Annotated in this window: 27 protein-coding genes; 8 read left to right on the forward strand and 19 right to left on the reverse strand. The window is 37.7% G+C overall.

Annotated features, from left to right (window positions below):
* The coding region (locus L647_RS0105560; protein ID WP_024610289.1) for a M14 family zinc carboxypeptidase at positions 1–1,777 on the reverse strand (1,777 nt) is incomplete at its 3' end.
* 146 nt (positions 1,778–1,923) lie between these two features.
* Here L647_RS0105560 and nfuA point away from each other — a divergent pair.
* Positions 1,924–2,499, forward strand: a complete 576-nt coding sequence (gene nfuA, locus L647_RS0105565; protein WP_007584966.1) for a Fe-S biogenesis protein NfuA — start codon at positions 1,924–1,926, stop codon at positions 2,497–2,499.
* Positions 2,500–2,508: 9 nt separating this feature from the next.
* Positions 2,509–2,778, forward strand: coding sequence for a hypothetical protein (locus tag L647_RS0105570; protein ID WP_024610290.1), 270 nt, complete (start codon positions 2,509–2,511; stop codon positions 2,776–2,778).
* 14 nt (positions 2,779–2,792) lie between these two features.
* On the opposite strand, the gene dinF is transcribed toward L647_RS0105570, so the two are convergent.
* Positions 2,793–4,127 (reverse strand): MATE family efflux transporter DinF, encoded by a 1,335-nt coding sequence (dinF, locus tag L647_RS0105575; protein WP_076917039.1) that lies wholly within the window; start codon positions 4,125–4,127, stop codon positions 2,793–2,795.
* Here dinF and L647_RS0105580 point away from each other — a divergent pair.
* Positions 4,107–5,132, forward strand: coding sequence for a polysaccharide deacetylase family protein (locus L647_RS0105580; protein ID WP_024610292.1), 1,026 nt, complete (start codon positions 4,107–4,109; stop codon positions 5,130–5,132). The two genes, dinF and L647_RS0105580, sit on opposite strands and share 21 nt — an antisense overlap.
* A 12-nt stretch (positions 5,133–5,144) precedes the next feature.
* On the opposite strand, the gene L647_RS0105585 is transcribed toward L647_RS0105580, so the two are convergent.
* From L647_RS0105585 to L647_RS0105635, 11 genes are all read right to left on the reverse strand, one after another.
* Positions 5,145–6,176, reverse strand: a complete 1,032-nt coding sequence (locus tag L647_RS0105585) for a chemotaxis response regulator protein-glutamate methylesterase (protein ID WP_024610293.1) — start codon at positions 6,174–6,176, stop codon at positions 5,145–5,147.
* Between the two features lie 8 nt (positions 6,177–6,184).
* Positions 6,185–6,802: a chemoreceptor glutamine deamidase CheD gene (cheD, locus tag L647_RS0105590; protein ID WP_024610294.1), complete on the reverse strand. Its 618-nt coding sequence runs from the start codon at positions 6,800–6,802 to the stop codon at positions 6,185–6,187.
* Complete coding sequence (locus tag L647_RS0105595; RefSeq protein WP_024610295.1) at positions 6,786–7,616, reverse strand: protein-glutamate O-methyltransferase CheR; 831 nt, start codon at positions 7,614–7,616, stop codon at positions 6,786–6,788. Before L647_RS0105595 ends, cheD begins: the two co-directional genes overlap by 17 nt.
* Positions 7,617–7,690: 74 nt before the next feature.
* Positions 7,691–9,997, reverse strand: coding sequence for a methyl-accepting chemotaxis protein (locus L647_RS0105600; RefSeq protein WP_024610296.1), 2,307 nt, complete (start codon positions 9,995–9,997; stop codon positions 7,691–7,693).
* Positions 9,998–10,052: 55 nt separating this feature from the next.
* The gene (locus L647_RS0105605; protein WP_024610297.1) at positions 10,053–10,538 is read right to left on the reverse strand and encodes a chemotaxis protein CheW; all 486 of its coding nucleotides are present in this window, start codon (positions 10,536–10,538) and stop codon (positions 10,053–10,055) included.
* Positions 10,535–12,625 (reverse strand): chemotaxis protein CheA, encoded by a 2,091-nt coding sequence (locus L647_RS0105610; RefSeq protein ID WP_024610298.1) that lies wholly within the window; start codon positions 12,623–12,625, stop codon positions 10,535–10,537. The genes L647_RS0105605 and L647_RS0105610 overlap by 4 nt, the downstream gene beginning before the upstream one ends.
* Positions 12,626–12,639: 14 nt before the next feature.
* Positions 12,640–13,002, reverse strand: coding sequence for a response regulator (locus L647_RS0105615; protein WP_024610299.1), 363 nt, complete (start codon positions 13,000–13,002; stop codon positions 12,640–12,642).
* An 8-nt stretch (positions 13,003–13,010) separates the two neighbouring features.
* Positions 13,011–13,283 (reverse strand): STAS domain-containing protein, encoded by a 273-nt coding sequence (locus L647_RS0105620; protein ID WP_024610300.1) that lies wholly within the window; start codon positions 13,281–13,283, stop codon positions 13,011–13,013.
* A gap of 526 nt (positions 13,284–13,809) precedes the next feature.
* Positions 13,810–14,427 carry an SCO family protein gene (locus L647_RS0105625; RefSeq protein ID WP_024610301.1) on the reverse strand — a complete coding sequence of 206 codons (618 nt, stop codon included), beginning with the start codon at positions 14,425–14,427 and terminating at the stop codon, positions 13,810–13,812.
* A 339-nt stretch (positions 14,428–14,766) separates the two neighbouring features.
* Positions 14,767–15,384: a transcriptional repressor LexA gene (lexA, locus tag L647_RS0105630; protein ID WP_024610302.1), complete on the reverse strand. Its 618-nt coding sequence runs from the start codon at positions 15,382–15,384 to the stop codon at positions 14,767–14,769.
* Positions 15,385–15,460: 76 nt separating this feature from the next.
* The gene (locus tag L647_RS0105635) at positions 15,461–16,240 is read right to left on the reverse strand and encodes a putative porin (RefSeq protein ID WP_024610303.1); all 780 of its coding nucleotides are present in this window, start codon (positions 16,238–16,240) and stop codon (positions 15,461–15,463) included.
* A 118-nt stretch (positions 16,241–16,358) separates the two neighbouring features.
* Between L647_RS0105635 and L647_RS0105640 the strand changes: the two genes are divergently transcribed.
* A complete protein-coding gene (locus L647_RS0105640) occupies positions 16,359–16,799 on the forward strand; it encodes a PaaI family thioesterase (RefSeq protein WP_024610304.1) in 441 nt (146 codons plus the stop codon).
* A gap of 11 nt (positions 16,800–16,810) precedes the next feature.
* Here the strand turns inward: L647_RS0105640 and L647_RS0105645 are convergent, their stop codons facing one another.
* Positions 16,811–17,191 (reverse strand): hypothetical protein, encoded by a 381-nt coding sequence (locus tag L647_RS0105645; protein WP_024610305.1) that lies wholly within the window; start codon positions 17,189–17,191, stop codon positions 16,811–16,813.
* A gap of 436 nt (positions 17,192–17,627) precedes the next feature.
* On the opposite strand from L647_RS0105645, the gene L647_RS0105650 reads away from it, so the two are divergent.
* On the forward strand, positions 17,628–18,350 hold the full coding sequence (locus tag L647_RS0105650) for a membrane protein (RefSeq protein ID WP_024610306.1): 723 nt from the start codon (positions 17,628–17,630) through the stop codon (positions 18,348–18,350).
* 98 nt (positions 18,351–18,448) lie between these two features.
* Here L647_RS0105650 and L647_RS0105655 read toward each other — a convergent pair whose 3' ends face one another.
* Both L647_RS0105655 and L647_RS0105660 read right to left on the reverse strand, forming a co-directional pair.
* Positions 18,449–18,769, reverse strand: coding sequence for a chaperone modulator CbpM (locus L647_RS0105655; RefSeq protein ID WP_024610307.1), 321 nt, complete (start codon positions 18,767–18,769; stop codon positions 18,449–18,451).
* Positions 18,769–19,737, reverse strand: a complete 969-nt coding sequence (locus L647_RS0105660) for a DnaJ C-terminal domain-containing protein (RefSeq protein WP_024610308.1) — start codon at positions 19,735–19,737, stop codon at positions 18,769–18,771. The genes L647_RS0105655 and L647_RS0105660 overlap by 1 nt, the downstream gene beginning before the upstream one ends.
* 228 nt (positions 19,738–19,965) lie before the next feature.
* On the opposite strand from L647_RS0105660, the gene L647_RS0105665 reads away from it, so the two are divergent.
* From L647_RS0105665 to L647_RS0105675, 3 genes are all read left to right on the forward strand, one after another.
* On the forward strand, positions 19,966–20,619 hold the full coding sequence (locus L647_RS0105665) for an endonuclease (protein WP_029880388.1): 654 nt from the start codon (positions 19,966–19,968) through the stop codon (positions 20,617–20,619).
* Between the two features lie 98 nt (positions 20,620–20,717).
* On the forward strand, positions 20,718–22,343 hold the full coding sequence (locus L647_RS0105670; RefSeq protein ID WP_024610310.1) for a S41 family peptidase: 1,626 nt from the start codon (positions 20,718–20,720) through the stop codon (positions 22,341–22,343).
* Positions 22,343–22,729, forward strand: a complete 387-nt coding sequence (locus L647_RS0105675) for a hypothetical protein (protein ID WP_024610311.1) — start codon at positions 22,343–22,345, stop codon at positions 22,727–22,729. The genes L647_RS0105670 and L647_RS0105675 overlap by 1 nt, the downstream gene beginning before the upstream one ends.
* Before the next feature lie 81 nt (positions 22,730–22,810).
* Here the strand turns inward: L647_RS0105675 and hmpA are convergent, their stop codons facing one another.
* Genes hmpA through L647_RS0105690 form a run of 3 tightly spaced genes read right to left on the reverse strand, consistent with a single transcriptional unit; the run spans position 22,811 to position 25,446 of the window.
* Positions 22,811–23,992, reverse strand: a complete 1,182-nt coding sequence (gene hmpA, locus L647_RS0105680) for an NO-inducible flavohemoprotein (protein WP_024610312.1) — start codon at positions 23,990–23,992, stop codon at positions 22,811–22,813.
* 21 nt (positions 23,993–24,013) lie between these two features.
* Positions 24,014–25,246: an NnrS family protein gene (locus L647_RS0105685; protein ID WP_024610313.1), complete on the reverse strand. Its 1,233-nt coding sequence runs from the start codon at positions 25,244–25,246 to the stop codon at positions 24,014–24,016.
* Positions 25,246–25,446, reverse strand: coding sequence for a hypothetical protein (locus L647_RS0105690; RefSeq protein ID WP_024610314.1), 201 nt, complete (start codon positions 25,444–25,446; stop codon positions 25,246–25,248). Before L647_RS0105690 ends, L647_RS0105685 begins: the two co-directional genes overlap by 1 nt.
* Between the last annotated feature and the right edge of the window lie 149 nt (positions 25,447–25,595).

Here is a 25,595-nt window from a genome sequence, read left to right on the forward strand (position 1 = left end):
CCGCCATTGATCGCGACCCTAAATCGGCTCCTTTGCTTGTTAAGCCTGATGTAATTGGTTTAATTGCAATACCAAACTCATTTTGTGCTTTATTTAGCAGAGTAATCCAATCTGTATTTGTTTGTAGACCCGCCGGTATAATAATACTTCCAGGTTTAAAATTAATTTCTCCTGATGTTGATTTAGCCGTTAACGCTTTTAGCGCTACACGTGCTTTTATACCTTGCTGTAATAAGCTGTTTAACATTTTAGGTGCTAAATAATCATCCCACGAAAAACCAAATGCATAGCCCTCTGTGAGTGAAGCAAATGATGGAGTTGCTACTTTTTCCCACGCTTTATCAGCAACCTTTAATCCCCAACTACTTTTAACTTTAGAAAATGGCAGATTAAACGCATGCGCTAATGTCCAGCCAGATACATCGTAAAAAGTATTATCAGCAAAGTTTTTTTGCTCACTAAAAATCGCTTTTACCAAACGATATTGCGGTTGTGCTAATGGTACAAAGTAACTATGCGTACTGAAATTTTTACCATCTGCTTTTAATGATTTAGTAAGTGGGTAAGCGTTAATTTGATGCTGCTTTAACAATTCTAAAAAATGCTTAATACGGGTGTTGTCGCTTGCACCTTCAACAACATAACCTTCAAAGCTTTCATCGCTGGCTAAATCAGTAGCCTGATTATAAAATTTAGCTTGGTAATCCAATAACGCTTGGCGGTTATCAATTGCAGCCTTAAAGGTAGATAAACTCGTTAAAAGTTGATTTTTAATGGTGAAAGGAAAGCTTAAAGGTCCATTTATGGTTTCTTGAATATGTCCGCGAGAACTTGCTTGTTCAAATAAAATGCCTATGCCGCCATTTACATCTGGGTAAGTTGAGCCTTTTCCATAGTAAAAATCGTCAAAGCTTTCTTCTGTAAAATAAAGTGCATTGTTCTCATCTAAGGTTTTTGCATGATAGTTGGCAATTGCCTTTGTTAAGGTAACATTTTCATCCGGTGTTATAGGGTGCTTACGACTTGGAATACCTGGTTGAAAAAAGTAACTGCTGTTTGGACCCATCTCATGAAAGTCAGTTAAAATATTTGGTTTCCACTGATGAAATTTAGCAATACGTGCACGCGATTCAGGATGCTGTAGCAGTAGCCANGTACGGCTGCTAGGCCAGTTTTCAACATGCTCACGGGTTTTAGGGTCACTTGATAAGTTCATTCCACGGTTACTGTTTGCCCAATTAGCAAAGCGCGCCAAGCCATCTGGATTAAGTGATGGGTCGAGTAAAATAACCGTGTTATTTAACAGATTATTTATTTCATCGCCTTGAGCTGCAGCTAAATAATAAGCCACCAGCAATGATGAGTTACTACCTGATGATTCATTACCATGAACGCTATAACCCATCCACACAACAGCGGGTTCATCTTGGGCTTTGTCATTATTATTACTTAAACGTGCCAGATGAGCTTGGCGTGTTTGTTCTATGTTTGATAGCTTATTAGCCGCAGTAATTGTTAGCATTACAAGCGGGCGCTGTTCATGCGTGCGACCAATCACTTCAAAATTTATACGGTCACTTTTTTGCGCAAGTATTTCCATATAACGTACGAGCTGATCGTGCCTCACATGCCACTCTCCTACTTGATAACCAAGTACTTCTTCGGGAGTTGGAATTGTGGGATCAAACTTTACATCTTGCTCAAAATAATACGAAAGTGGTTTAGCTACACTTGAAAAGCTAAGCAATACCACCATTAATGTTAATACCAAACGCATATAAATCACTCAAAAAATGTTCGTTGTTTGCACGCTAGCATTGCTTAAAATAGATGCCAACTTTTTACGCTCAACACTAGCCGCAACACGATGAGCGGAGTATGATACGCAGTATCCGAGTAATTTAGTCAAGTATAGATGGTTTTATGATTTCTATTTCCGAAACAGCGCAAGCGCATTTTGCTAAACTATTAGCAGATCAATCACAACAAACTAATATCCGTGTGTTTGTTGTAAACCCTGGTTCATCACAAGCGGAATGTGGTGTGTCTTATTGTCCAGAAGACGCTGTAGAAGCGAGCGATATTCGCCTAAACTTTAACGGTTTTGATGCCGTTGTAGATGCAGAAAGTGCTCCATTTTTAGAAGAAGCTGAAATCGATTTTGTTACCGACAAAATGGGTACTCAGTTAACGCTAAAAGCACCTAATGCAAAAGCGCGTAAAATAGGTAACGATGCATCGCTAAACGAGCGTGTACAGCACATGCTAGAAACCGAAGTAAATCCACAACTTGCTAACCACGGTGGTCAAGTAAGCCTTGTTGAAATTACAGCTGCAGGTATTGCTATACTTCAGTTTGGTGGTGGTTGTAACGGTTGTTCTATGATCGACGTAACGCTAAAAGAAGGCATTGAAAAAGAAATGATAGCGAAGTTTGAAGAAATCACCGGTGTTGCTGATATTACAGAACACGAAGCGGGCGATCATTCTTACTATTAAGCCTTATAAATGTTAAAGCCAATTATCTACCGTTTAGGAAGTAACCCTAAACTGAGTTTAAAGCGCTTTTTTCGCGGTCTAGCACTGTTTGTGCTAGCCGTGATATTTATATCTATTGGGTACTACACCCATTACAGTTTGCAAATTATTGGTGTTGTGATTTTAGTTCCTGCTCTGTTTTTTGCAGCTTGGGGTTACAGCGGCATCTTTGCAAATCGATTTTCACAAGTTATTAAAGGTATAGGTCCAAAAAATCACGACCCCGATTTATGGAAGTAACCTACTAAACGTATTTAATCTAGTAGCTGATTATTTACTTTTAACTTTTGGTACTTAAAAATTAACGTCACGCCTCGCATCAACATAAAGCAACTCATGGCAAGCCATAGCCCATTATTTTCCCACTGATGAAACACCAAAAACACACCAAAAAAACCAACAATCGCCGAAAGTAGCATACTGTTACGCATATCTTTTGCGCGAGTTAGTCCAACAAATACACCATCAAACAAAAAACAACTCATAGCAAGTAACGGTAATACAATTATCCAAGGTAAATATAATATAGCCTCGTTAATAACCTCAGGTACATTAGTTAAAAGTGTAATTATATAGCGCCCAAATATTGCAAAAAATAGGCTGTATACTAAACCAAATAACATTCCCCAAAACACACTTATTTTCACCCAAAGCTCTATATTACTTACGCTTTTCTGTCCTTTAGCGTGCCCTACCTTTGCCTCTGACGCATAAGCAATACCATCTAGTGCGAAGCTCACTAACATTAAAAAATTTAATAATACTGCATTAGCTGCTAACGTAGTTTCGCCAATACGTGCGCCATAAAATGTCATAAAACTAAAGCATAATTGCAATATTAAAGAGCGAATAAAAATATCGCGATTCAAGCTCAATAAAGCAGACATTTTTTTAAGGCTAAACCAGTTAGGTACGCTTAATTCTATCCCTTGTTTTTTAGCTAGTTTAACCACTAAAAAAAGTGCAAACACTAAAGCCGTATAATCCGCAATAAGTGACGCCCAAGCCGCGCCAGCAACCGCCCAATCAAGATAAACAACAAAGTAAATATCGAGCACTATATTTACAATATTGGTCACTAATAATAAATAAAAGGGGCCTCGTCCGTAGTGCACTCCTAGCATCCAACCAAGCAACACTAAATTACATAAAGCTGCTGGAGCACTAAAAATACGAATACTAAAATATTGATACGCTTGAGTAAGTACATCACTATTTGCAGCAGATAAAAATGCAATAACGTGCTTTATTAAAGGAGATAAAGCGATAAGCAATACCGCAACAATGCTTGCAAGTAATAAACTACGTTTAAGTAAAGCGGCTAATTGGGTTAAATCGTTTTTTCCATAAGCCTGAGCAACCATGCCAGTTGTGCTCATTCTTAAAAATCCAGCTAACCAAAATAAAATAGAAATAACAGCAGAGCCCAGCGCAATACCCGCTAAATAATGAGCGCTCCCTAAGTGGCCAATTACAGCTGTATCAACAATTCCTAACAAAGGCACAGTAATATTTGATAGTATCATCGGACCGGCTAACAACAGCAGGCTTTTATGGTGCGCCTTATTATGTATAAAAAATTGTTTCATTTAGTATTATTTACCCTCATTAGCATATCTGTACGTGCTCAAGCAGCCGTCATCTTACAGTATCATCATGTTAGTGAAACCCTACCTGCGGTCACAAGCATCAGTGCAGATACCTTCACCAAGCATTTAAGTTATTTAAAAGAGCATAATTTTAACGTTATTCCACTAAATGAGTTAATTTCAGCTTTGCAGCAAGGGCAAACCTTACCTGAGAAAACTGTCGCCATCACCTTTGATGATGGTTATAACAATAATTATGATCAAGCAGCGCCAATTTTAGAAAAGTTTGGCTACCCGTACACTATTTTTGTAAACCCTAAATTAATAGACGAAGGTATGAGCTATGTAATGGGGTGGGATAAACTCAAAGAACTCGCTAAAAAAGGGGTGATAATTGCAAACCACAGTGCTCAGCATGACTACTTACACATTAAGCTTGATAACGAAACAGATGCGCAATGGCAAGAGCGTATTAAGCAAGACATACTCGATTCACAAAAACGTATAAAAGAAGAAATAGGACAAGATTACAAATATTTAGCTTACCCTTATGGCGAGTTTAATAACGAACTTCAAGCATTAGTAACACAGCTTGGTTTTGTTGGTATTGGTCAACACTCAGGGGCTGTGAATAAAGACTCTAACTTTAGCCGTTTACCGCGTTTTCCTGCATCCGGTTTTTATAGCAAATTAGATACATTAACCACTAAACTGAACTCTCACGCTTTTAATATTGCAAAGCTTACTTACATAGACAGCGTTACTACACAAAACCCACCAAAATTAACTATTGAGTTTAAAATGGGTGATTTTCATAAAACACAGTTTGCTTGTTATGTTTCAAGCGTTGGGCAAGCAAATTTAACGTGGATAAATGAAAATACAGTTGAAATAACTTCACCTAAAGCACTTAATAAAGGTCGCTCTCGTTTTAACTGTACTGCCCCCTCAATCGAGAAGCCGAGTAGCTATTATTGGTTCTCGCAACCTTGGGTTATTCAATAAACGACGTACAAACTATTTTTTTATTGCCTGATTTAATAGTCGCTGGGTTACTTTCTCCAGCGACACGACTTCACTAGCAGCATTTAACTCTATAGCCGCTTTTGGCATACCCCAAACAACTGACGAAAACTCATCTTGTGCTATGGTATAAGCACCGTTTGTCTTTAATGCTAGCAATCCCTTAGCGCCATCACTTCCCATGCCAGTAAGTATTGCTGCAATTACATTTTTAGCACCCGTTTCAATTAATGAATTGAATAACACATCTACAGCAGGTTTGTGCCTATTAACTGGCTCGCCATCATCAAGCTGACAATACAAGTTTATGCCTTGCTTTTTAATACTTAAATGAAGCCCTCCTGGTGCGATATAAGCCCAACCAGCACGAAGTTTATCGCCATGCTCTGCTTCTTTGACGTTTATTACACATGTACGATTCATACGTTCGGCAAATGAGGCACTAAAAACGGGAGGGATATGTTGGGTAATTACTATCGGCGGGCAATTTTCAGGCATTTTTATAAGTACCTCCTTAATCGCTTCGGTGCCACCCGTTGAAGCACCTATTGCTATTACTTTATTAAGCAGAAACTGAGCATTAACATTAATAGACTCGTTTGCGACGACCGTTTTTTTATAGCTTCTAATTCTTGCACCAGCAGCGACTCGCACTTTTTGCTGAACAAGTGATGCATATTGGTTTAATTGCTCTTTAATGTTATTCGTAGGTTTAGCTATAAAATCAACCGCACCTAATTCGAGCGCTTCAAGCGTTATGGGTGAGCCTTTTTGTGTCAAAGTGGAAATCATCACTACAGGCATTGGTCTTAAACGCATTAAGTTTTTTAAAAAACTAATGCCATCCATTTTTGGCATTTCTACGTCGAGCGTTAATACATTAGGGTTAAGTTTTTTTATCATTTCGCGAGCTTCGTAAGGATCCTCTGCGCTACCCACTACAGTAATGTCTTTGCCTTGTTGCAATATTTCAGTGAGTAAACGCCTAATTAAAGGAGAGTCATCAATTATTAATACTTTAATCATTCATACTCCTAAAACAGCTCTATATCAGTTACTACCTCTTGCTTTTTGAGGTTTTTTAAATAACGAACTTCACGTTTTTCAATCGTATTATTATGTAATTTTTTCAGTTTTTTCATATGAACTTTACCAGTGTGCGGATGAAAAAATATTTTCCGTGGCCATGGTCCTCCCATGTCATGCGCAACTAAATTTAATGCCTCTTCTTTAATATAAGCATTTGCAAAACTAATATTACCCAGCCCAATATCGCTCATCGCATTAATGATTTTGCCGCCACCAAACAGTTTTATTTTTAAATTATGGCGAGATGCACCATTTTTTAAAACTTCATTAATAAGGTACTCCATCGCCCAATTACCATATCGGCAATTTAAACTATGTGCATTTTTAAGCTCCCCCCCTTTTTGAACTGGTAACATAAAGTGATTCATACCTCCAATCCCTAATACATCATCGTAAACGCAAGCCGCAATACATGAGCCCAGCACAGTAGAAATAAGCTCATTATTTTTAGAAACATAAAACTCACCCGGCAGTACTTTAGCAACAACACTATCCCTACCCGAATCCCAATATCGCTTGATATGCTCAAAGTTTGGTAGCACAGGTCTAAACTCTGCGTACATTAGATCCCTTTTGGTACATAGTTTTTCCTAAATTTTTATATTGCGAATTTTCTTTCCCTATACTCTCTGAGTGACCTAAAAATAAATAGCCTTGCTCATTTAATATGTTCGCGTAACGTTTAAAAAGCAGGTCTTTCGTTTCTTTATCAAAATAAATCACAACATTACGGCACAAAATAAGATCAAATGGACCTTTCATTGGCCAGTCTTGTAATAAATTTAACCGCTTAAACGAAATGGATTCTTGCAATTTATCTTTAACTTTATAGCTTTCACCGTCCTTACTTTTTAAAAACCAACGCTTGAGTTGTGTATCGTCTAACCCATTAACATTTGCAGCGGTATAGATCCCTCTTTGTGCTTTTGCCAGTACATTTGAATCTAAATCGGTTGCTAGTATTTTAACGTCCCAGTTGCTCGGAAACGCATTATTTAAAATCATAGCCAAACTATAAGGTTCCTCTCCCGTTGAGCAGCCCGCTGACCAAATCCTTACTCGCCTACTCTCTTTATTTGTCTTTAAAAGAGCTGGTACTAGTTGAGATTTAATATATTCAAAATGATGTATTTCACGAAAAAAAGACGTTAAATTTGTTGTTATAGCATTAATAAATGCATCAAACTCCTGATCTTTATGGTTATTTAAATATTCTAAATAAGCTTTAAAGTCAGATAATTTACGCTCTCTAACACGCCTAGCTAAACGTGAGTAAACCATTTCCCGTTTATGCTCACCCAACACAATCCCGCATGCGTTATAAACTAGCTTAGCAATCTCTTTAAAATCACGGTCGGTGCATAAAAACTCTTTCATTGTTCATTCTCAATTAGCTTAACGAGTGAAGCTTCGCCATAACTTTAAGTCAGCAAGGCACAAGAAGATGATAGTTAAAACTCTTCCCACTCATCAGCAGAGTCTACAAAATTATCGCCTCTGTGTTTATTACGAATAAAACTACTTTGTGTCTTATAAGATAGCTCAGGTGTTCGCATGGCAGGTGAAATCATTGCAATCTCTTGCTGGCCTATTGAAAAAAAGTTAAGTAATCGGCGCATTTCATTAGCTTGTTCAGCCATGGATTCACCGGCTGCAGAGGCTTGCTCTACTAAAGCTGCATTTTGTTGTGTCATTTCATCCATTTGTGAAATAGCAGTATTAACTTGCTCAATACCCGCACTTTGCTCTTCAGATGCTTCTGTAATATCAGAAATCATTTGTGTTACTCTTTGTACCGATAAAACAATTTCTTTTAATGTATCACCCGATTCATTTACCAACCGAGAGCCATCAGAAACCTTATCTACACTATCTCTTATTAGCTCTTTAATTTCTTTAGCTGCGCCTGCAGAGCGTTGTGCTAAGTTACGAACCTCACCAGCCACCACGGCAAAGCCTCGCCCCTGTTCGCCAGCTCTTGCTGCTTCTACAGCTGCATTTAATGCTAATAAATTAGTTTGGAATGCTATTTCGTCAATTACACCTATAATGTCTGCTATTTTTTTGCTAGATTCATTAATTGCCGACATACTCGTAACTGCTCGATTAACAACCTCACCGCCTTGAATAGCTTTTTCACATGTCTCTTCTGCTAAATCGTTTGCTACTTTTGCATTATCTGCATTTTGACGAACAGTGCTGGTCATTTCCTCCATACTCGAAGCAGTCTCTTCAAGTGACGAAGCTTGCTCTTCTGTACGCTGACTTAAATCAGCATTACCTTGAGATATTTCCTCAGCCCCACTTGCAACTAACGTGGCCGATGAATTAATACGGTTTATTACTTCCGTTAACTTATCTGCCGTTGCGTTAGCATCTTGTTTGAGCTTATCAAATGAGCCTTTATACTCTTTTTCAACTCGTATTGATAAATCACCACTAGCCATTGCATCCAGCATAGTCCCAGTATCTGCAACTGCATCATCAACTATTTTAACTAAACTATTTAACCCTTGAGCCAACCGTAAAAAGAACCCTTCTTTTCCATCTTCTTTTACCCTTGCATCCAATTCACCATTACCTGCGGCACTAACAAGTTCTGCAATCTCTTTTTCAATTACCACTTCATTGGTTCTGTCTTCCCACTCAACAATAGTGCCTAAATTTTTGCCTTCTTGGCTAATCCAAGGTGAGGCAATTAGGGTAAAAGTTACTCCCGCTAAAAATAGTTCAGCTTTGTGTGGTTTATCTAGGTTTTTTAACAGATCGCGCTGATGCTTGGGGTGCTTATGAAAATCATCAACACACGTACCTATTAAATTATCAACAGAAAAACTTGGTAATACCGTCTGCAACTCTTTCTCTCTAACCCTGAGCATTTGCTGAACACGGTCATTCACAAATATAATATTAAGGTCTTTATCTGCAATCATTACATTTGCTTGGCAAACCTTGAGAGCATTTGCTAAGTCTGCTGCTTTACGAGACGCCTTCTCAAGCTCTTTTTGCTCAGTAATATCTGATGCGTACTTAATCACCTTAAACGGCTTACCGTTCATATCATAAATTGGGTTATAAGATGCCTGTATCCAAACTTCTTGCCCTTGTTTACCTATTCTTAAATATTCACCTGAATCAAACTCACCACGACCAAGCTTGGCCCAAAATTCTTTATATTCATTACTATTTGCATAGTTAGGCTCAACAAACAATCTATGGTGCTGCCCTTTAATCTCACTTAACTGATAACCAAGTGCATTTAAAAAGTTATCATTGGCATCAACAATAGTGCCGTCTAAATTAAACTCTATGACGGCTTGAGATTTACTTATTGCATTAATTTGCCCTGAAGCCTCTGCTGCACTGAGCTTTTGTTCTGTAATGTCAGTGGCTAATTTAATAACTTTTAAAACTTGCCCCTGATCGTCAACAATTGGATTGTATGTAGCTTGTATCCATACTTCTTTTCCATTTTTACCAAAGCGTTTAAATTCATTCGACATAAATTCGCCATTACGTAAACGCTGCCAAAAACTTTTATAGTCACTACCTTGCGCTTCATCAGTGTCAACAAACAAAGAGTGGTGCTGTCCTTGAACTTCTTCTAACTGGTATTCCATTACGCTAAGAAAGTTAGCATTAGCAGTAATTATTACGCCGCTTGGTTCAAACTCAATCACAGCTAATGATTTATTTAATGCATCGACAATTAAATCATTACTCGATTTTGACTTTTTTAGATTACTAAACCACCCCATGCTCATCACCACCTTTAAATTTATTTTCCATTATTATATTTAGTTGTTCGACTCGCTAAATATCCATTGTTTTTTGTAAGTCGATCAATACAATCATTTTGTCACCAACATTGACCAATCCAGATATATATTCGCAATTACTTGATTCAGATAAGCTAGGAACTGCTTTTGCGTCTTGCTCTGTAATACTGTAAACGTCAGAAACAGCATCTACTGCAACTCCAATAACTTTACTCCCTTGTCCAAACTCTACTTTTACTACAATGACCACCGTTAATGGTCCGTAATCAAGTACAGGCAAGCCAAAGCGCAAGCGTAAATCAATAATAGGTACTATTGTCCCACGCAAATTAATAACGCCTTTCACAAACTCAGGAGCATTAGGTAGCACTGTAATCTCTTCCCAGCTTCGAATTTCTTGTACTGTTAAAATATCAACGCCGTATTCCTCATCAGCCATAATAAACGTTAAAAACTGTTTTACACCTTGCTGTTGCTGTAGGTTTAATTGGTTATTTAACTGACTTTGATCAGAGTTCATATCTCCTCCAAAGTGGCTTGCGGCTCAATAGTCAGCTCCTGACTACCTGGTTTTTTTAAACCTGAAAGTTTTATTAAGCCACTTATGTCAACAATAAGAGATACACGTCCATCTCCTAAAATAGTGGCACCCGATACACCATCAACCTTATGATAATTAGCTTCTAGGCTCTTAATCACAACTTGCTGCTGAGACAATAAGTCATCGACTAATAAACCCACTTTTTGGTTATCAGCTTCCACTACTACCAGTAATGTTTTATCGAGCGATTCAATGGCATTTTTATGATTAAAAATATCGTAGAGCCTTAAAATAGGAATGTATTCATCACGAAGCCTCAACACATCAAGGTTTTTACCCACTCGGCTCACTTTAGCAATATCAATTTGCAGCGATTCAACAATAGAAATTAACGGAATAATGTAGGTATGCTGGGCCACTTTAACTAGCTGCCCATCTAAAATGGCAAGAGTCAGCGGTAATCTAATAGTAAATGTAGAGCCAACGCCTGATGCGGAGGTTACTTCTACTGAGCCATTTAAAGATTCAATATTACGCTTTACAACGTCCATCCCGACACCGCGTCCAGATAAGTCACTTACTTCATCAACAGTAGAAAACCCTGGCATAAAAATAAGTTCGTTTGTTTCATCATCACTTAGGTGGTTATCAGCTGAAATTAATTGGTTAGCGATGGCTTTTTCTTTTATTTTTTTAGTATTTAAGCCTTGCCCATCATCCATGATTTCAATAACAATATTTCCACCTTGATGAAACGCATTTAAGGTCACAGTACCAATAGGATCTTTGCCCGCGAGTACCCTTTTCTCAACGGTTTCTAAACCGTGATCAAGTGAATTTCTCACTAAATGCACCATAGGATCGGATATTTTTTCCATTACCGTTTTATCAAGTTCGGTTTGCTCTCCAATCAACTTTAACTCAACTTGCTTATTTAGTTTTTGCGCAATATCACGCACTAAACGCGGAAACCGACTAAATACAAAGTTAATGGGTAGCATACGAATACGCATTACATTTTCTTGTAAATCTCGAGTATTATGCGCAAGTTGCGCCAACCCCTCTTTTAAAGAGGTAATAGTTGCAGACGTAATATCTTGTTCACTAAGCTGATTAAGCATAGCTTGCGTAATAACAAGCTCACCAACCATATTTATTAATGAATCAACTTTATCAATACCAACTCGAATGGAGGTAGACTCTGGTGTGCTTGCAGGCTTTTTGTCTTGGTTAACAATAGGTTGCTTTGGTTTGTTAGTTGGTTCAACTATCGCTATGGGTGTAGGGAGGTCTGGAGCAACTACTTGTTGTAACTCCTCGTGATTAGGCAACACCTGCTCGTCACTATTAAATAAGCCCCCACATAACTCAATTGATATATCTGCATCGTCCTCAACCCATTCAAATACTTCTTTTATCGCTTTTTCTTCATGACAGGTGTCTAAAAAAAATCGCCAATATAAAAAACATTCATCGCTACTCAAATCTGTAATATCAGGAACTTCGTCATAAAAGACCGTGGTTTCTAATTCGCCAAGCTCTCCAAGCTCACTGATCATATACAGTGGTTCATTACCTGTTTTAAATAAATGATGATGTGGTTTAAAGTCTATTTGATAGGTATTGCTACCTGTTTTTTCTTCTTGGCTTTGAGGACTACTTTTTTGAGTATCATCTTTCATACCTAGTACATGCTCAAATTGCACTTTTAAAGAAGTTGCTTCAGTTAGATCTGGCTCTTGCTCACTTTGAAGTGTGGCAAGTAAAGCGCGTAAGCAATCTACAGCTTGGAGTAATAAATTAATGTGTTCAGTACTAAGCTCTCGCTCCCCTTGGCGAATTTGATCTAATAGTGTTTCAAGTACATGAGTAAAATCAGCAACAGAGCTAAAGCCAAAAGTTCCGCTCCCGCCTTTAATTGAGTGGGCAGCTCTAAAAATAGTGTTGATAGTTTCTAAATCTTCCTCACCTGGAACTAAATTTAAAAGCTCAGCCTCCATGGTGTCTAGGCCTTCAAAACTCTCTTCAAAGAAAACTTCAAAAAATTGACTTAAATCTATACTCACACTGCGCTCCTTTACTAACGAATAACCTTTTTAATAACCGCTAGCAGCTGTTCAGGATTAAAAGGTTTTACAATCCAGCCCGTTGCACCAGCAGCTTTGCCTTCTATTTTTTTGTCTAAACCAGACTCTGTTGTAAGCATTAGTAATGGAGTGAACTTATAACTTGGTAAACTTCTGAGCTCTCGTATTAATGTTATACCGTCCATTATTGGCATATTTACATCGGAAATTACGGCATCAAAACCTTGTTGTTTAGCAATAGCTAATGCTTCACTTCCATCTTTTGCTTCAGTTACATCAAACCCTGCGGTCTTCAAAGTAAAACTCACCATCTGACGCATTGATGCAGAGTCATCAACTGCTAAAATTCGTTTCATATAAACTCCTAATCTTTACTTTCAAGTATTAAATATTGATTTAAGCCAAGTTGATTAATTGCGTGTGTTAAAACATCACTTTTACCACTCCAAGTTATTTTATGGTGAGTAGTAAGTAAGTGTTTTTGCAAGGCGCATAAAAGTTGAATTGAAGCAGTATCGGCAAAAATTACATCGCTAATATCAAGGCAGATATCATCTTTGCTATTGAGTTCTTGTAGTAAATTTTGATGTAGTATTTCAACTTGCGTAATAGCAAGTTCATTAGGAAGTTTTAGCATTTAGTAAGTGCATTCCCTGTCAATTCAATTCATAACAAAAGCTTAGCCCTAGTTATTGAAATTGCCATAAAATGCTTAATTAAATTTATTTTGCTGCTAAAAAACAAAAAAGGAGCTTAGGGTCTGTTGACCTTTCAGGATTAGAATTTGTTTTATCTAGGGGCGATTCAATCGCGGCGCGAGGTTTGTAACCTAGTGGAATTGGTAACTGCTCCTGCGTTACTCTACTGGCTTACATCAATGTAAGCATAAGTAAAACCGAGCAAAGCTTCCGCGTCCTGCTCATGCCCCTTAACTAAATCCATGTAGGCAACAAAGAGTTAATCGCTCCAAGGAGAACGCAAAGGGCTGCGTGTATTTGGTTTTTATGCGTTGTTTAGCCTATTTATGGGGAACAACCACACTACATAGACTACATAGAATACATAGGCCCCGCCTTACCTAAAAACCAAACGCACTGCTGCAAATTCAATCTCGAAAGATAAACATGTCCTAGGGATCTTTTAAAATGGGTAAAAATAAGAAATTAGTTTTTATAGTAATCCGCTATTTTTTTAAACTCTTCGGTTAAAATAGTCGCATTAATTAATGGCACGCCACCTTGTTTAAATTCTGGTTTAAAAATAGCTCTTACCGAACCATTTTTATCAACCATAGCCACCGAGGCACTGTGATCAACTGCATACTCCGATTCGATGCTATCGTTAATAGCATAAATTAAGCCTAGCTCCCTAACGAGTGGAAAAAGATCTTTATGTGGTCCCGATACAGCTAAAAATTCAGAATTAAAATAATCTATATATTGCTTTCGTTTAGTTGGCGTATCACGTTTTGGATCTACCGATAAAAACCAAATTTGCAATGGATAGTCTGCTTGTAAGTTTTTATACACCGCATTTAGCTTAGCAAGCGTTAGCGGGCAAATGTCAGGGCAACTTGTGTAGCCTAAAAAAACTAAATTCCATTGTCCTAAAAATCGTTGCTTAGTAACTAACTCGCCACGCTGATCGTTCAACTTAAAGTCAGAGAGTGGCTTTGCATTTTCGTAAACTAATGCATCTACATCTGATGGAATATTTTCATTTGAACATGCTGACAAAAACAAAGCTAAAACAACGATTAACCCAAGCCATAACTGCTTCATAAAGAGAGCCATTTATTTATAAGTAAGATTATAAATAATACCATTAAATGAATAACTGAAAAAAGAAATAAACCCATTACATTGCATTCATTAACTACAATTTTTTAATTTAACCGCTTTATAAATAAACATAATTTTTAATAGCATGATCAAAAAATGAGGCTATAAGCATTTGTATACATAAACTAAATAGGCAGTATTTAAGGTCGGTAAATAAGCAAACGAAGGTAAATTATGAGAAAAACTATATTAGTTATGTAACTAATATATGAGCCATATAAAAAATGCGCGCTAAAAAGCACGCATTAATAAATATAATAACCAAAAAATGTTTTTAAATTACATCCAATCAGCGTTACGAATAACCCCAACAGCCAAACCTTCAATATTAAAAGATTCATTTTCTAGATCAACTTCAATTGCCGAAAAATCTTCGTTTTCAGGATGAAGTAATACTTTTTTACCCGCTTTCTCAAAGCGTTTTACAGTTACATCGTCATCAACACGAGCAACTACAACTTGTCCGTTTTCAGCAACTTGAGTTTTATGTACAGCTAAGAGATCGCCGTCCATTATACCTATATCTTTCATGCTCATGCCGTTAACGCGTAGTAAAAAATCGGCAGCAGGTTTAAACATTAATGGGTCAATTTTGCAATGACTCTCAACATGCTCTTGCGCTAAAATAGGTTCACCAGCCGCTACTCGACCAATTAGAGGTAAACCTAATTGTTCAGGCTCTTCTTCCTCAACAAGCTGAATACCACGGCTTGCGCCTGGCTTCATTTTAATAACACCCTTTTTAGCGAGTGCTTTTAGGTGTTCTTCTGCGGCATTGGCACTTTTAAAACCTAATGTTTGTGCAATTTCGGCACGTGTAGGAGGCATACCAGTGTCTTTAATAAAAACTTTAACTAATTCGAGTATTTGAGCTTGGCGCTTCGTTAATGGTCGCATACAACTGGTTTTCCATACAGTACATTTAACTGTGAGTATATACAGTTAAATAAAAATCGCAAATTTAAATTACGCTTTAAAATCGCCCTGTTAATAACAAGCTTGCACTGTTTAAACCACTATCAGAATCGAAGGAAGACCCTAATCCAAATTTAACGGCTACATGAGGAGTAAACCAATATTGCGTTTGTAACTCGTAATTATCTCTGGCGTAATCACTGTTTTGAACATTTGCTATTAATCCAACCGACCAATCTTGATTTACAAAGTAATTAGCACGCCCTTCGATATTGCGATTTTTCCCTGAAATTTGCTTTAACTCTAAATCCCACCCCTGATTATCAGTAATTGCGGTATAGCGTACATAAGGAGCGTAACGCCATTGTGTATCTGTATTAGTGTAGGTATTTAATAGGTGTGAGCGATCCTCTTCTCTATTATAAAAAACACTAAAACCTAATTGTAACTCCTCATTAATTTGCTTTCCGAGCGACCCTTTTATTAAATAGTCTCGAGAACGCCAATAGCCTTGGTTATCAGTTAAACGCTCCACTCCCCCCATTAAAATTAATCCTAGTGGTCCATAATAGGTGGCGTCTGCATTTACATATTCCACATCATCGCTTGCAAATCCACCTACAGCAAAATTAGTTACTTGGTTTAAATGGCTTTTTATTGAATGCGGACCTGAAAGTTGATCTAAATTACTTGTAAAGTATCGGTATCTTGCACCTACAAAGCGGTTATCAGAGCCCGATAAATCAGAAAACCCAACATCTATTTGGTTATTAATTGCAGCTTGTGCAGTAGTTAAAAGACTTGTTGCCAATACCGTTAGTACTATGATTGTTCTCATCCTAAGTGCCTATCAAAAACAGAAGTAATTGGCTCTATCTTAGGTATTTTTAAAATCATGTCTGTTCGAAAGTGTTTAAAAATGTATAAACTAGGTTTTTAATGTGAAAGGAGTGGTTATGAGTATTTGGTTTCAACCTATTACTTTAGAGTTTTGTAAACAGCTAGACGAGGGCATAAATGGTCAAGGTACGCTGATGAAAACCATGGGGATTGAAATAAGCGAAATTGGTGAAGACTACCTTGTAGCAACTATGCCAGCCATTCCTGAGCATCATAACCCAATGGGCATGGTACATGGTGGTGCTAACGTAGTCCTTGCCGAAACAGTGGCAAGTTATGCAGCTAACTTTGTAGTCGACCTATCTAAATTTTATTGTGTTGGGCAAGAAATTAGCGCTAGTCATTTAAAAGCATCTCGCAACGGCACTTTAACTGCCACAGCAAAAGCATTTCATATTGGGAAGCGCAGTTCAGTTTGGGAGATAAAAATTACAAATAGTCGCAATGAGCTTTGCTGCGTATCAAAAATGACCGCAGCAGTCGTAGAGCGAAGATAATTAAATTACTATTATTTTTCGATTGGGTAAATTGTAATTTCCATACCTGCACCTATCGCAGATATACGTAATAATGTATCTGCGTCTAAAGCTTGGTTAAAGCATTTAGGAGAAGTGCCTGATTCAAAGCCAATATCAAACGTTCTGCGCGAGCAACTTAACCATTGTTTTAACGCATTACGTGAACATGACTCGATAAGCTCACATAAGTGGTTTATTGCTTTATCAGGTGTTTTTACAGCACCGCTCACTTCTATACGCGCTAATTGACGGTATTCGTCTTTGTCATAATGTAAAATCGTAGCGACTTTTTTTAAATCTGCTACAAGCAGGCTAATATCTTGCTTTGACTCAAGCTCTAGATCTACATTTAAAAATTGAATTTCCGACATCGTTTCGTATTTATCCTTTAATGATTACACTGCAAACTTTAACGCAGTTTCCTGTTTATACCAAATCAACTATGCAGTATTAGTCGTTTTATATAGTGAGTAGCCACTTTTGAGTGTTTTTTGGCACTTTATTTGCTCCTTTAACAATACTTTTGAGATTTTAAGCATTATTGGTATAAACATATTCAAAGTACGAAATACGTTCATATCACTTTATAAACTATACTAACCATTATTGGGGAGGAGCTTTATGGCAGTCATAGACCACATATTAAAAATGACAATCAGTATGATGCACTTCTCAAACAAGGAATGAGCAAACAACAATTTATAAAAGTGCTTCGTAATCATTAATCGCTTATTTTTGAATAGTTACAGTAAGCTAAAAAATAAGAGCACATTTAACTCACCATCAAAAACAATAAGATAAAAGCGCATGAAAAATATATTTAAGCCAGCCCGAAAGCTACATAAGTGGCTTGGTTATTTGCTCGCATTGCAAATTTTAGCATGGCTATTAGGCGGCTTAATAATGAGCGCTATTCCTCTTGAAAAAGTTCATGGGAAACACTTAGCAACACGAACTCTTAATAACTCATTTACTCAAGCTGATTATATTGCATCCCTTGACGACATTGCATCTCAGGTAGCTAATCCCACTCAAATAATCTTTGAGAGCTTTTTAACTACGCCTATAATTACAGTTAAAAATAAAGATGAGCAACAAAGCTTTAATGGGATAACTGGTCGCCCTTTTGAGCCACCAACTAAAATACAAATTACCGCAAATGCTAAAGCACACTTACTCATACACGCCCAACCAGTTAGCACATTACTTTTAAAACAAGGTACGAGAGAGGTCGGTTACAAATCAAACATTTGGCAAGTACAGTTTGACGATACATTTAATACAACTCTCTACTTATCTGCTAATAATGGTAAAGTCGTTACTGTTCGCAGCACACTATGGCGAATATTCGACTTTTTTTGGATGCTACATATTATGGATTACGATGAGCGAGAAGATTTTAATAATCCGTTACTTATTAGTTTTGCAGCAACCAGCGTACTTTTTTGCCTAAGTGGGATATTACTACTTGTACAAAATATTAGACGTAAGCGGTTCATTAGAGTTAAAAGTAAGAGCAAATCAAAATAGTCATATTCATTTCGAAAATGAAAAGCCAAATCAAAGAGTATGTATTAACTAAATAATAGTAATACATACCTTTGCTCACCCTATAATATTAAAACTTTTTATTCGAAGTGTTTAAATCGGCTCAAGTGCTGTTTTAGCATTTCGTTTTCGCTAATTAACTCATCACGCTCATCCAGTAATTGTAAAATTAAAGGAATTGCCGACCAATCTAGCGATAGATCATGCTTAATCCGCGCTGCCTTTTTAACTAAGGTGACTGTAGAAACCGTAAATTGCCATTCTGTAGCACGCTCCCCCTCAATTGGAACCGCAATACTGTGCTCAACTAGCTCATATAAAATTGCTTCGTTAATATCACTGCTCAAACATAGTTCTTGGCTAGTAAGTAAATCGTCTTTTTGTGTCACGATAATTTGCATTATGATTTACTCCAGTTGCTGCGTGGATCAAAATGGGCTTTTTCGGCTAACTCTTCCCAGAGCTTTTTACTTGTATCGTCAATAGATGCTGGATTGACAATTTTAAGGACAGCAAATAAATCACCTTTAGCTTTTTTACTAATTAATCCCTTACCTTTAATTCGTAAACGCTGACCAGACTGACTATTAGAAGGGATAGTTAATTGGATTTTGCCTGTCAACGTAGGTAAATTTATTTTTGTACCTAAAGCGGCTTCCCATGGTGCAAGAGGAACGACTATATTTAGGTTACAACCTTCAACATCAAATAATGGGTGAGGCACTAAGCTAATTTGTAAATATAAATCGCCGTTTTGCCCATTCGCCGACCCTAATCCGCCTTGCCCTTTTAGCCTAATTCGTTCGCCATTTACTGAACCAGCAGGAATTTTCACTTTAAGCGATTTTTTAACTTCAGACACACGACCACTGCTATCTCGCTGCGGTAACATAAACTCAATAGGCTTAACGGTATCAACTAAAGTTTCTTCAAGAAATACTGGGAACTCTATTTCCACATCTTGTCCTTTTTGCGCACGAGTAGCGTTACTTCTGCTCTGCCCGGAACGATCGAATCCACCGCCCCCGCCAAACATTGAATTAATAAAATCAGAAAATTCTTGATCGGTTTGAGGATCACTTTGCTGGTAATTACTTTGCGAAGAGCCATTGTTACCACCATAACTACCTTGTTGCTGACGAGCACGGCTTTGTTGATGACGACGTAACTCATCGTATTTTGTGCGTTCTTCTTTGTTATGGATGACTTCGTAAGCTTCTGCTACTTCTTTAAACTTATCTTCTGCTTGAGGTTCTTTGCTTACATCTGGGTGATATTTTCTGGCTAGCTTTTTATAAGCCACTTTAACCGCTTTATCGTCCGCATCAGACGATATTCCAAGCACTGCGTAATAATCAACAAATTTCATTTGCTATCCAAATCCCCATACTAAATAAGCTTTAAGCATACTCCTTAAACTATAATTTTGTGCAATTTAAATACAGTAATTAGTAAGAAATAAATGAATAATATAAATGACTTTGAATACAAAACAATCAAACTTTTTTAATAACTCAGCATCACCTTTAAGTTAACTTTATCTTTTATCTTCAAGGCTTTAAAATACTTGTTCCTGTAGTTCACATTTGTGATGGATATGACTCGATTTATTCTAGCCTTATTGGCTTGTTGTGTGTGCGTTTCGGTATCGGCCGAACAATTTACCCGTTTTTCAACTGCAAAAAGACATCTAATTAAAACCCTACCTGACAACGCTAAAAGCATTTATTGCGGCTGCGATATTAAAAAAGAAGGTAAAAAACTTGTTCCTGATCCTACTAACTGTGGTTATGTACCGCGTAATACTCTTACCCGCTCAGGTAAAGTAAATGTGCGAGCGTTGCGTATTGAGTGGGAACATATAGTTCCGGCATGGGAATTTGGTCATCAATTACAGTGTTGGCAAGATGGCGGGCGAAAAAATTGTCGTAAAGTAAGTGCCAAGTTTAGAGCCATGGAAGCTGATATAAACAACTTAGCTCCTGCTATTGGAGAAATTAATGCAGATCGCTCTAATTATCGTTTTGGTATGCTAAGCGAAAACGCAACACAGTATGGTCGCTGCGAGGTAAAAGTAAACTTTAAGCAACGCGTAGTAGAGCCACCTGTTAATGCTCGCAAACGTATAGCCGACACCTATGCTTATATGCAAAAAACATACGGTTTAAAAATATCAGATAAACAACAAAAGCTATTTAATGCATGGAAAAAACAAGCAATTGCATTACAAGACGATACAAAAAAATTGTAATGCTTTTACTCTCATTTACACAAGTAGGGCCAAAAGTGTTGAATAAATAAGCGAGTGTTGTAAAATTTTAAACAACTTATTTACATGAAGTACTTAGTATGTTTAAAAATAATAAAACTTCGCTTGCTATTATTGCTGCACTTTCGGGTTTTACTTTAGTTGGTTGTGGCGGCGGGAGCAGTATGGATACGACCCCAACTCCTATACCTACAACGCCAACTGCACCACCAATTAGCAGTACACCAACATGGACTGCCGGTGTATTCGAACAATCGAATGATTTAAAAAACTTTTGTGAAACGCCTCGTACAGGTAACGATCCATTTAATAACAACGCTCCCTACCCAGATCAAGTAGGCTCAGCCCTTTACGAAAAACTATGGCTTCGCTCTTGGAGTGATGAAACCTACCTTTGGTATGACGAGATTGCCGATAACGACCCTGAGAGCTTTGCCACAGTAGCCGATTACTTCGCCCAGTTAAAAACAGAGCAGCTTACCGACTCTGGTGCAAAAAAAGATAACTTTCACTTTTCAGAACCCACTGAAGATTATTTTCAAGAAGCGCAATCGGGCGTTACTTCTGGTTACGGTATAAATTGGGCGTTTATTGGCGATTCAGCCGACCGCATATTGCGTGTTGCTTACCTTGAGGACGGCTCACCGGCAAGCCAAATAGGTTTTCAACGTGGTGATACCGTACTTTCGGTTGACGGTGTAAGTATAACTACCAATACAGAATCGGGTATAGATACCCTTAACGAAGGTTTATTTAGTCCAACTAACGGCGACTCACATACTATTGTTGTACAAAGTAATGATGGCGCCGAAAAAACATTTAATGTAACCGCTGGCAATATTGAGCAAACACCTGTTCAAAACGTTAAAACGATTACAACCGCAAATGGTTCAAACGTAGGTTATATGCAGTTTAATAGCCATATAAGCATTGCCCAAGAAGGGCTTATTGATGCGGTAAATAAATTTAAAGCCGATAGAGTTGACGAACTTGTGATCGACTTTAGATATAACGGCGGTGGTTTATTGGCACTATCGGCGCAATTGGCTTATATGGTTGCGGGTAGCGCTAATGTGCAAAACCGTTTTTATTACCAAACTCAACAAAACGATAAGCAACCAGTTGATTCGCCTTTTCCATTTATTGATGAAGAAATAGATTACTCTACTTTTTTTAGCACGGGTGAAACCTTACCCGATTTAAACCTATCTAAGGTTTATGTATTAAGTACATCGGACACCTGTTCGGCATCAGAAGCTTTTATTAATGGTTTAAAAGGTATAGACGCAGAAGTTATTTTAATTGGCGACACAACATGCGGTAAGCCGTATGGCTTTACCCCAACTCATAACTGCGCAACAACCTATTACACTATCCAGTTTAGTGGTGTAAATAATCAAGGGTTTGGCGAATACGCGGCTGGTTTTTCACCAACCCCTACGCCACAATTTAATGCCGATGTGCAAGGTTGTAAAATTGAGGACGACTTTGATCATCAATTAGGCGACAGCAACGAGGCTGTTTTAGCCACCGCATTATTTCATGTTGAAAATGGCAGTTGCCCAATCAGAACAGCGACTGCAGCAAAAGCAGAACCTGTAAGCTTTTCAAATACACAAGAGTCGCTAGCTCCTTTAAATGTATCCACGCAATTTACTCAACGTAATATGGACTTAACTTGGCCAACGCTGAGTGAGGAAAAATAATGGCTAAATTACTACTCCCATTAGCCACCTTATTTTTTTTAGGCGGATGCCAAGGTGTAAAAGATACCAGTATAAATAGTGAACCGGCTAAACCAGCAATATTAACGAGTGTAAACTCCAGTATTATTGCAACACTACAGCAGGCAATACAACAAGCTAAGGGAGGCGCATTAGTAACGCTTGCCGATTCGGTATTTACCAAGCGTAGCGAACTGCTAATAGATCATGCAATGAGTAAAGGGCCTGATGGCAGAGTAATTATGGGCGCGCATAATATGAAGTCTGAAAAGTTTATTTTGCAAACGCGTAATAACCAATGCGAGCTTTATTATCCTAAAAAAGAACTTACAACGGTTCTTAAAGGCGTTACCTGTATAGAGTTATAAAGTGCTTTAAAGTACCGTGAATTTATAAAATAAAGGCGCGCAGTAATAATACTGCGCGCCCTTTTTTATTTTAAAACGCTATTACAAGTCTTGATGCGGACCAAATATTTCATAATGAATATTTTCGCTTTTAACACCTAGTTCAAGTAATTGGTTTTTTATAAATGCCATAAAACCAGCAGGGCCACATAAGTAAAAGTCACCATTACTTAATGGTAGCTGTGTTTCTATTACGCTTAAGTTCATTAACCCAGTAAAGTCAGCGCCCTCTGTCACCTGATTAAACCAAGTCATTATTTGCAAATGGCTATTTTTCGTTGCTAAATCATTTAAATGTTTTGAAAACGAATGCTGCTGAGTATTTTCGCAGGCATGTAAATACATAATATTTTGATTAGAGTTATCGCTTAATAACGTTTCGAGCATTGCTAGCATTGGCGTTTGCCCTACACCCGCTGAAATAAATACTGCTGGGTTTGTGTTATTGCGTAAAAAGAAATCTCCCGCTGGTGGGTACAACTCAACAATAGCGCCTTGCTCTAATGAGTGTAAATGATTAGACACCATGCCAGGCTTTGGCTGTAGCTCTTTTTTAACACTAATACGGTAGTTTTTAGCGTTACTTTTTTGCGAAATAGAATACTGGCGAATTTCTTCATATTCAGCGCCCTCTGGCTTAACTTTAATACCTAAATACTGCCCTGGTTTATGCGTAATAACAGCTTCGCCATTAACTGGCGTAAGTGTAAAGCTTGTTACTAGTTCTGATTCAGCCTGTTTGTTGGTTATTTCAAACGCACGAGTGCCCGCCCAGCCACCGTGTTTATTTTTACTATGCTCATACAAAGCGGCTTCTTCGGTTATACAAATATCAGCAAGTACACCGTAGGCTTCGCGCCAAGCGTATTCAACATCGGGAGTAAATTGCTCAGGAAGAAGCTCTTTAAGCGTACCAATTAAGTGTGCACCTACAATAGGGTAATGCTCAGGTAAAATATTTAAGCTCGTATGTTTATGGTTAATACGCGTTAGTGCTTCTTTTAATACAGCTAAATTATCAATATTTTGTGCATACGCAGCCAACGCATTAAAAAGTGCAAATTGCTGACGACCTGTATCTTGATTCGCCATATTAAAAATATTTTTAAGCTCAGGATTATGGCTAAATAAACGCTTATAAAAATGATCGGTAACAACCGTTCCCGCCTCGGCTAATAATGGAACAGTACTTTTTACGATCTCAATGGTTTTATCAGATAACATATGTGTTTTCCTATGGGTAAACTAACCACGGCGCCCATCAACACGACGCCGCGTTAATATAGGTGTGCAGTGAATTAAAAATAATGAAAAAGCCACCAACCAAAGCAAAGCACTTATTTGCCAAGCTAAGTGTGGTCCAATAATAAAAGGGAGTAATGAACGAGTAATTGCGGCTACTAACACAAGTGCAAAAGCAACAGCCATATAATGAGGAATAGTGAGCGTACGCCCTGTATGACCATGCGATACACGAGTCATCATTGCTAAAATCATCATACCTATTGTGCCAATAGTGATTAAGTGCAGCGCATCTTTAAATACTACTGCGCTGCTATAAAAGCTTATTGCCACCAGCATTAGGCCAACACCTAACGCTAAATACGAAAAATGCAAAGACCACAATAAGGGCACTTTTAACACGTTAACGTTCCACCAATAGCAAGCGCGTACTAAGTGCAGTGCAGCTACACCGGCTAAAACTAAAGCTGGGCTAATAGAACTTAAAAATAATTTGCTGATAAAAAATAACGTAATGGCAAAAATAGATGAATACAAAATAGCTTTATCTATTTTAGGAGTGCGCACTTGTTCGGTTAAACTCAACCCTTTGGCAGTAAAAAAAGGTAAAACGCGACCCGCTACAATGCCAACAAGTAAGGTAATGACCAATACTGCGGTATCAACAACAGCAAGTGCAAGCTGCATGTTTTGTTTTAAAACAAGTATTAAATACAACGTATTGAGCGCACATAACACAGCTAAAATAGCTAAAAACGGATAGTTATTTTTGCTATTGGCTTTTAATAACATATTAGCCAGCACTGCTATGGCGCCTAACCACCAAGCAACTTGTAATGTAAGTGCAGCATATAAATTAAAATGAGCAATATCTGGCAGTACTACAAAAAATGCTAAGCGTGCTGCAATCCATACAACAGTAAGCCACATAAGTGCTTTGCCACTTATACTCGCAACGCCTGTCCATGTTTGTGCGGCGGTAAGTAAAAAGCCAACAGCGACAACCCCAGCAAAACCAAATAGCATTTCGTGCGCGTGCCATAATGTAGCGGGCATTGCTAAGTACCAACTTGCATGACCAGTTAAAATAAGTAGCCAATACCCCACCGACAAAAATGCCAATAAGCCACCGCCCAAAAAGAAAGGTCTAAAAGCGAGCATCCATAACGGCCATTGAGATACTTGATGAATAGCAACGCGTTTTGGCATTGGCTCAGTTAAGTTTATAGGGCGCATTATCGAATCTCCTGCCCTAACTCATGCAGTGCAACATAGCGCAGTACGTAACTAACTTTTAAAATAGCGCTGATAACAATAATGCCAATATGAGCAAATATTTTCGCCGAAATAAAAAAGTATTCAGCAAACAATAGCGCTTGGTTTAACACTCTAAACTGTGTTTTATAGTTTAAATTATTCAGCATCAGTGTATTCATAGCGACCTCTGTAACTAACCACGTTACTTAGCTATTACACATACTGTGCCAATATATTTAACTATTAAAATTCAAAAGCTTATATTTAACGTCTTTACAGCATGAGTCTTTATGACCTACTATAAATTAACTCATAAAAACACGTATAG

This window comes from Pseudoalteromonas sp. TB64, assembly GCF_000498095.1.
Classification (GTDB): domain Bacteria; phylum Pseudomonadota; class Gammaproteobacteria; order Enterobacterales; family Alteromonadaceae; genus Pseudoalteromonas.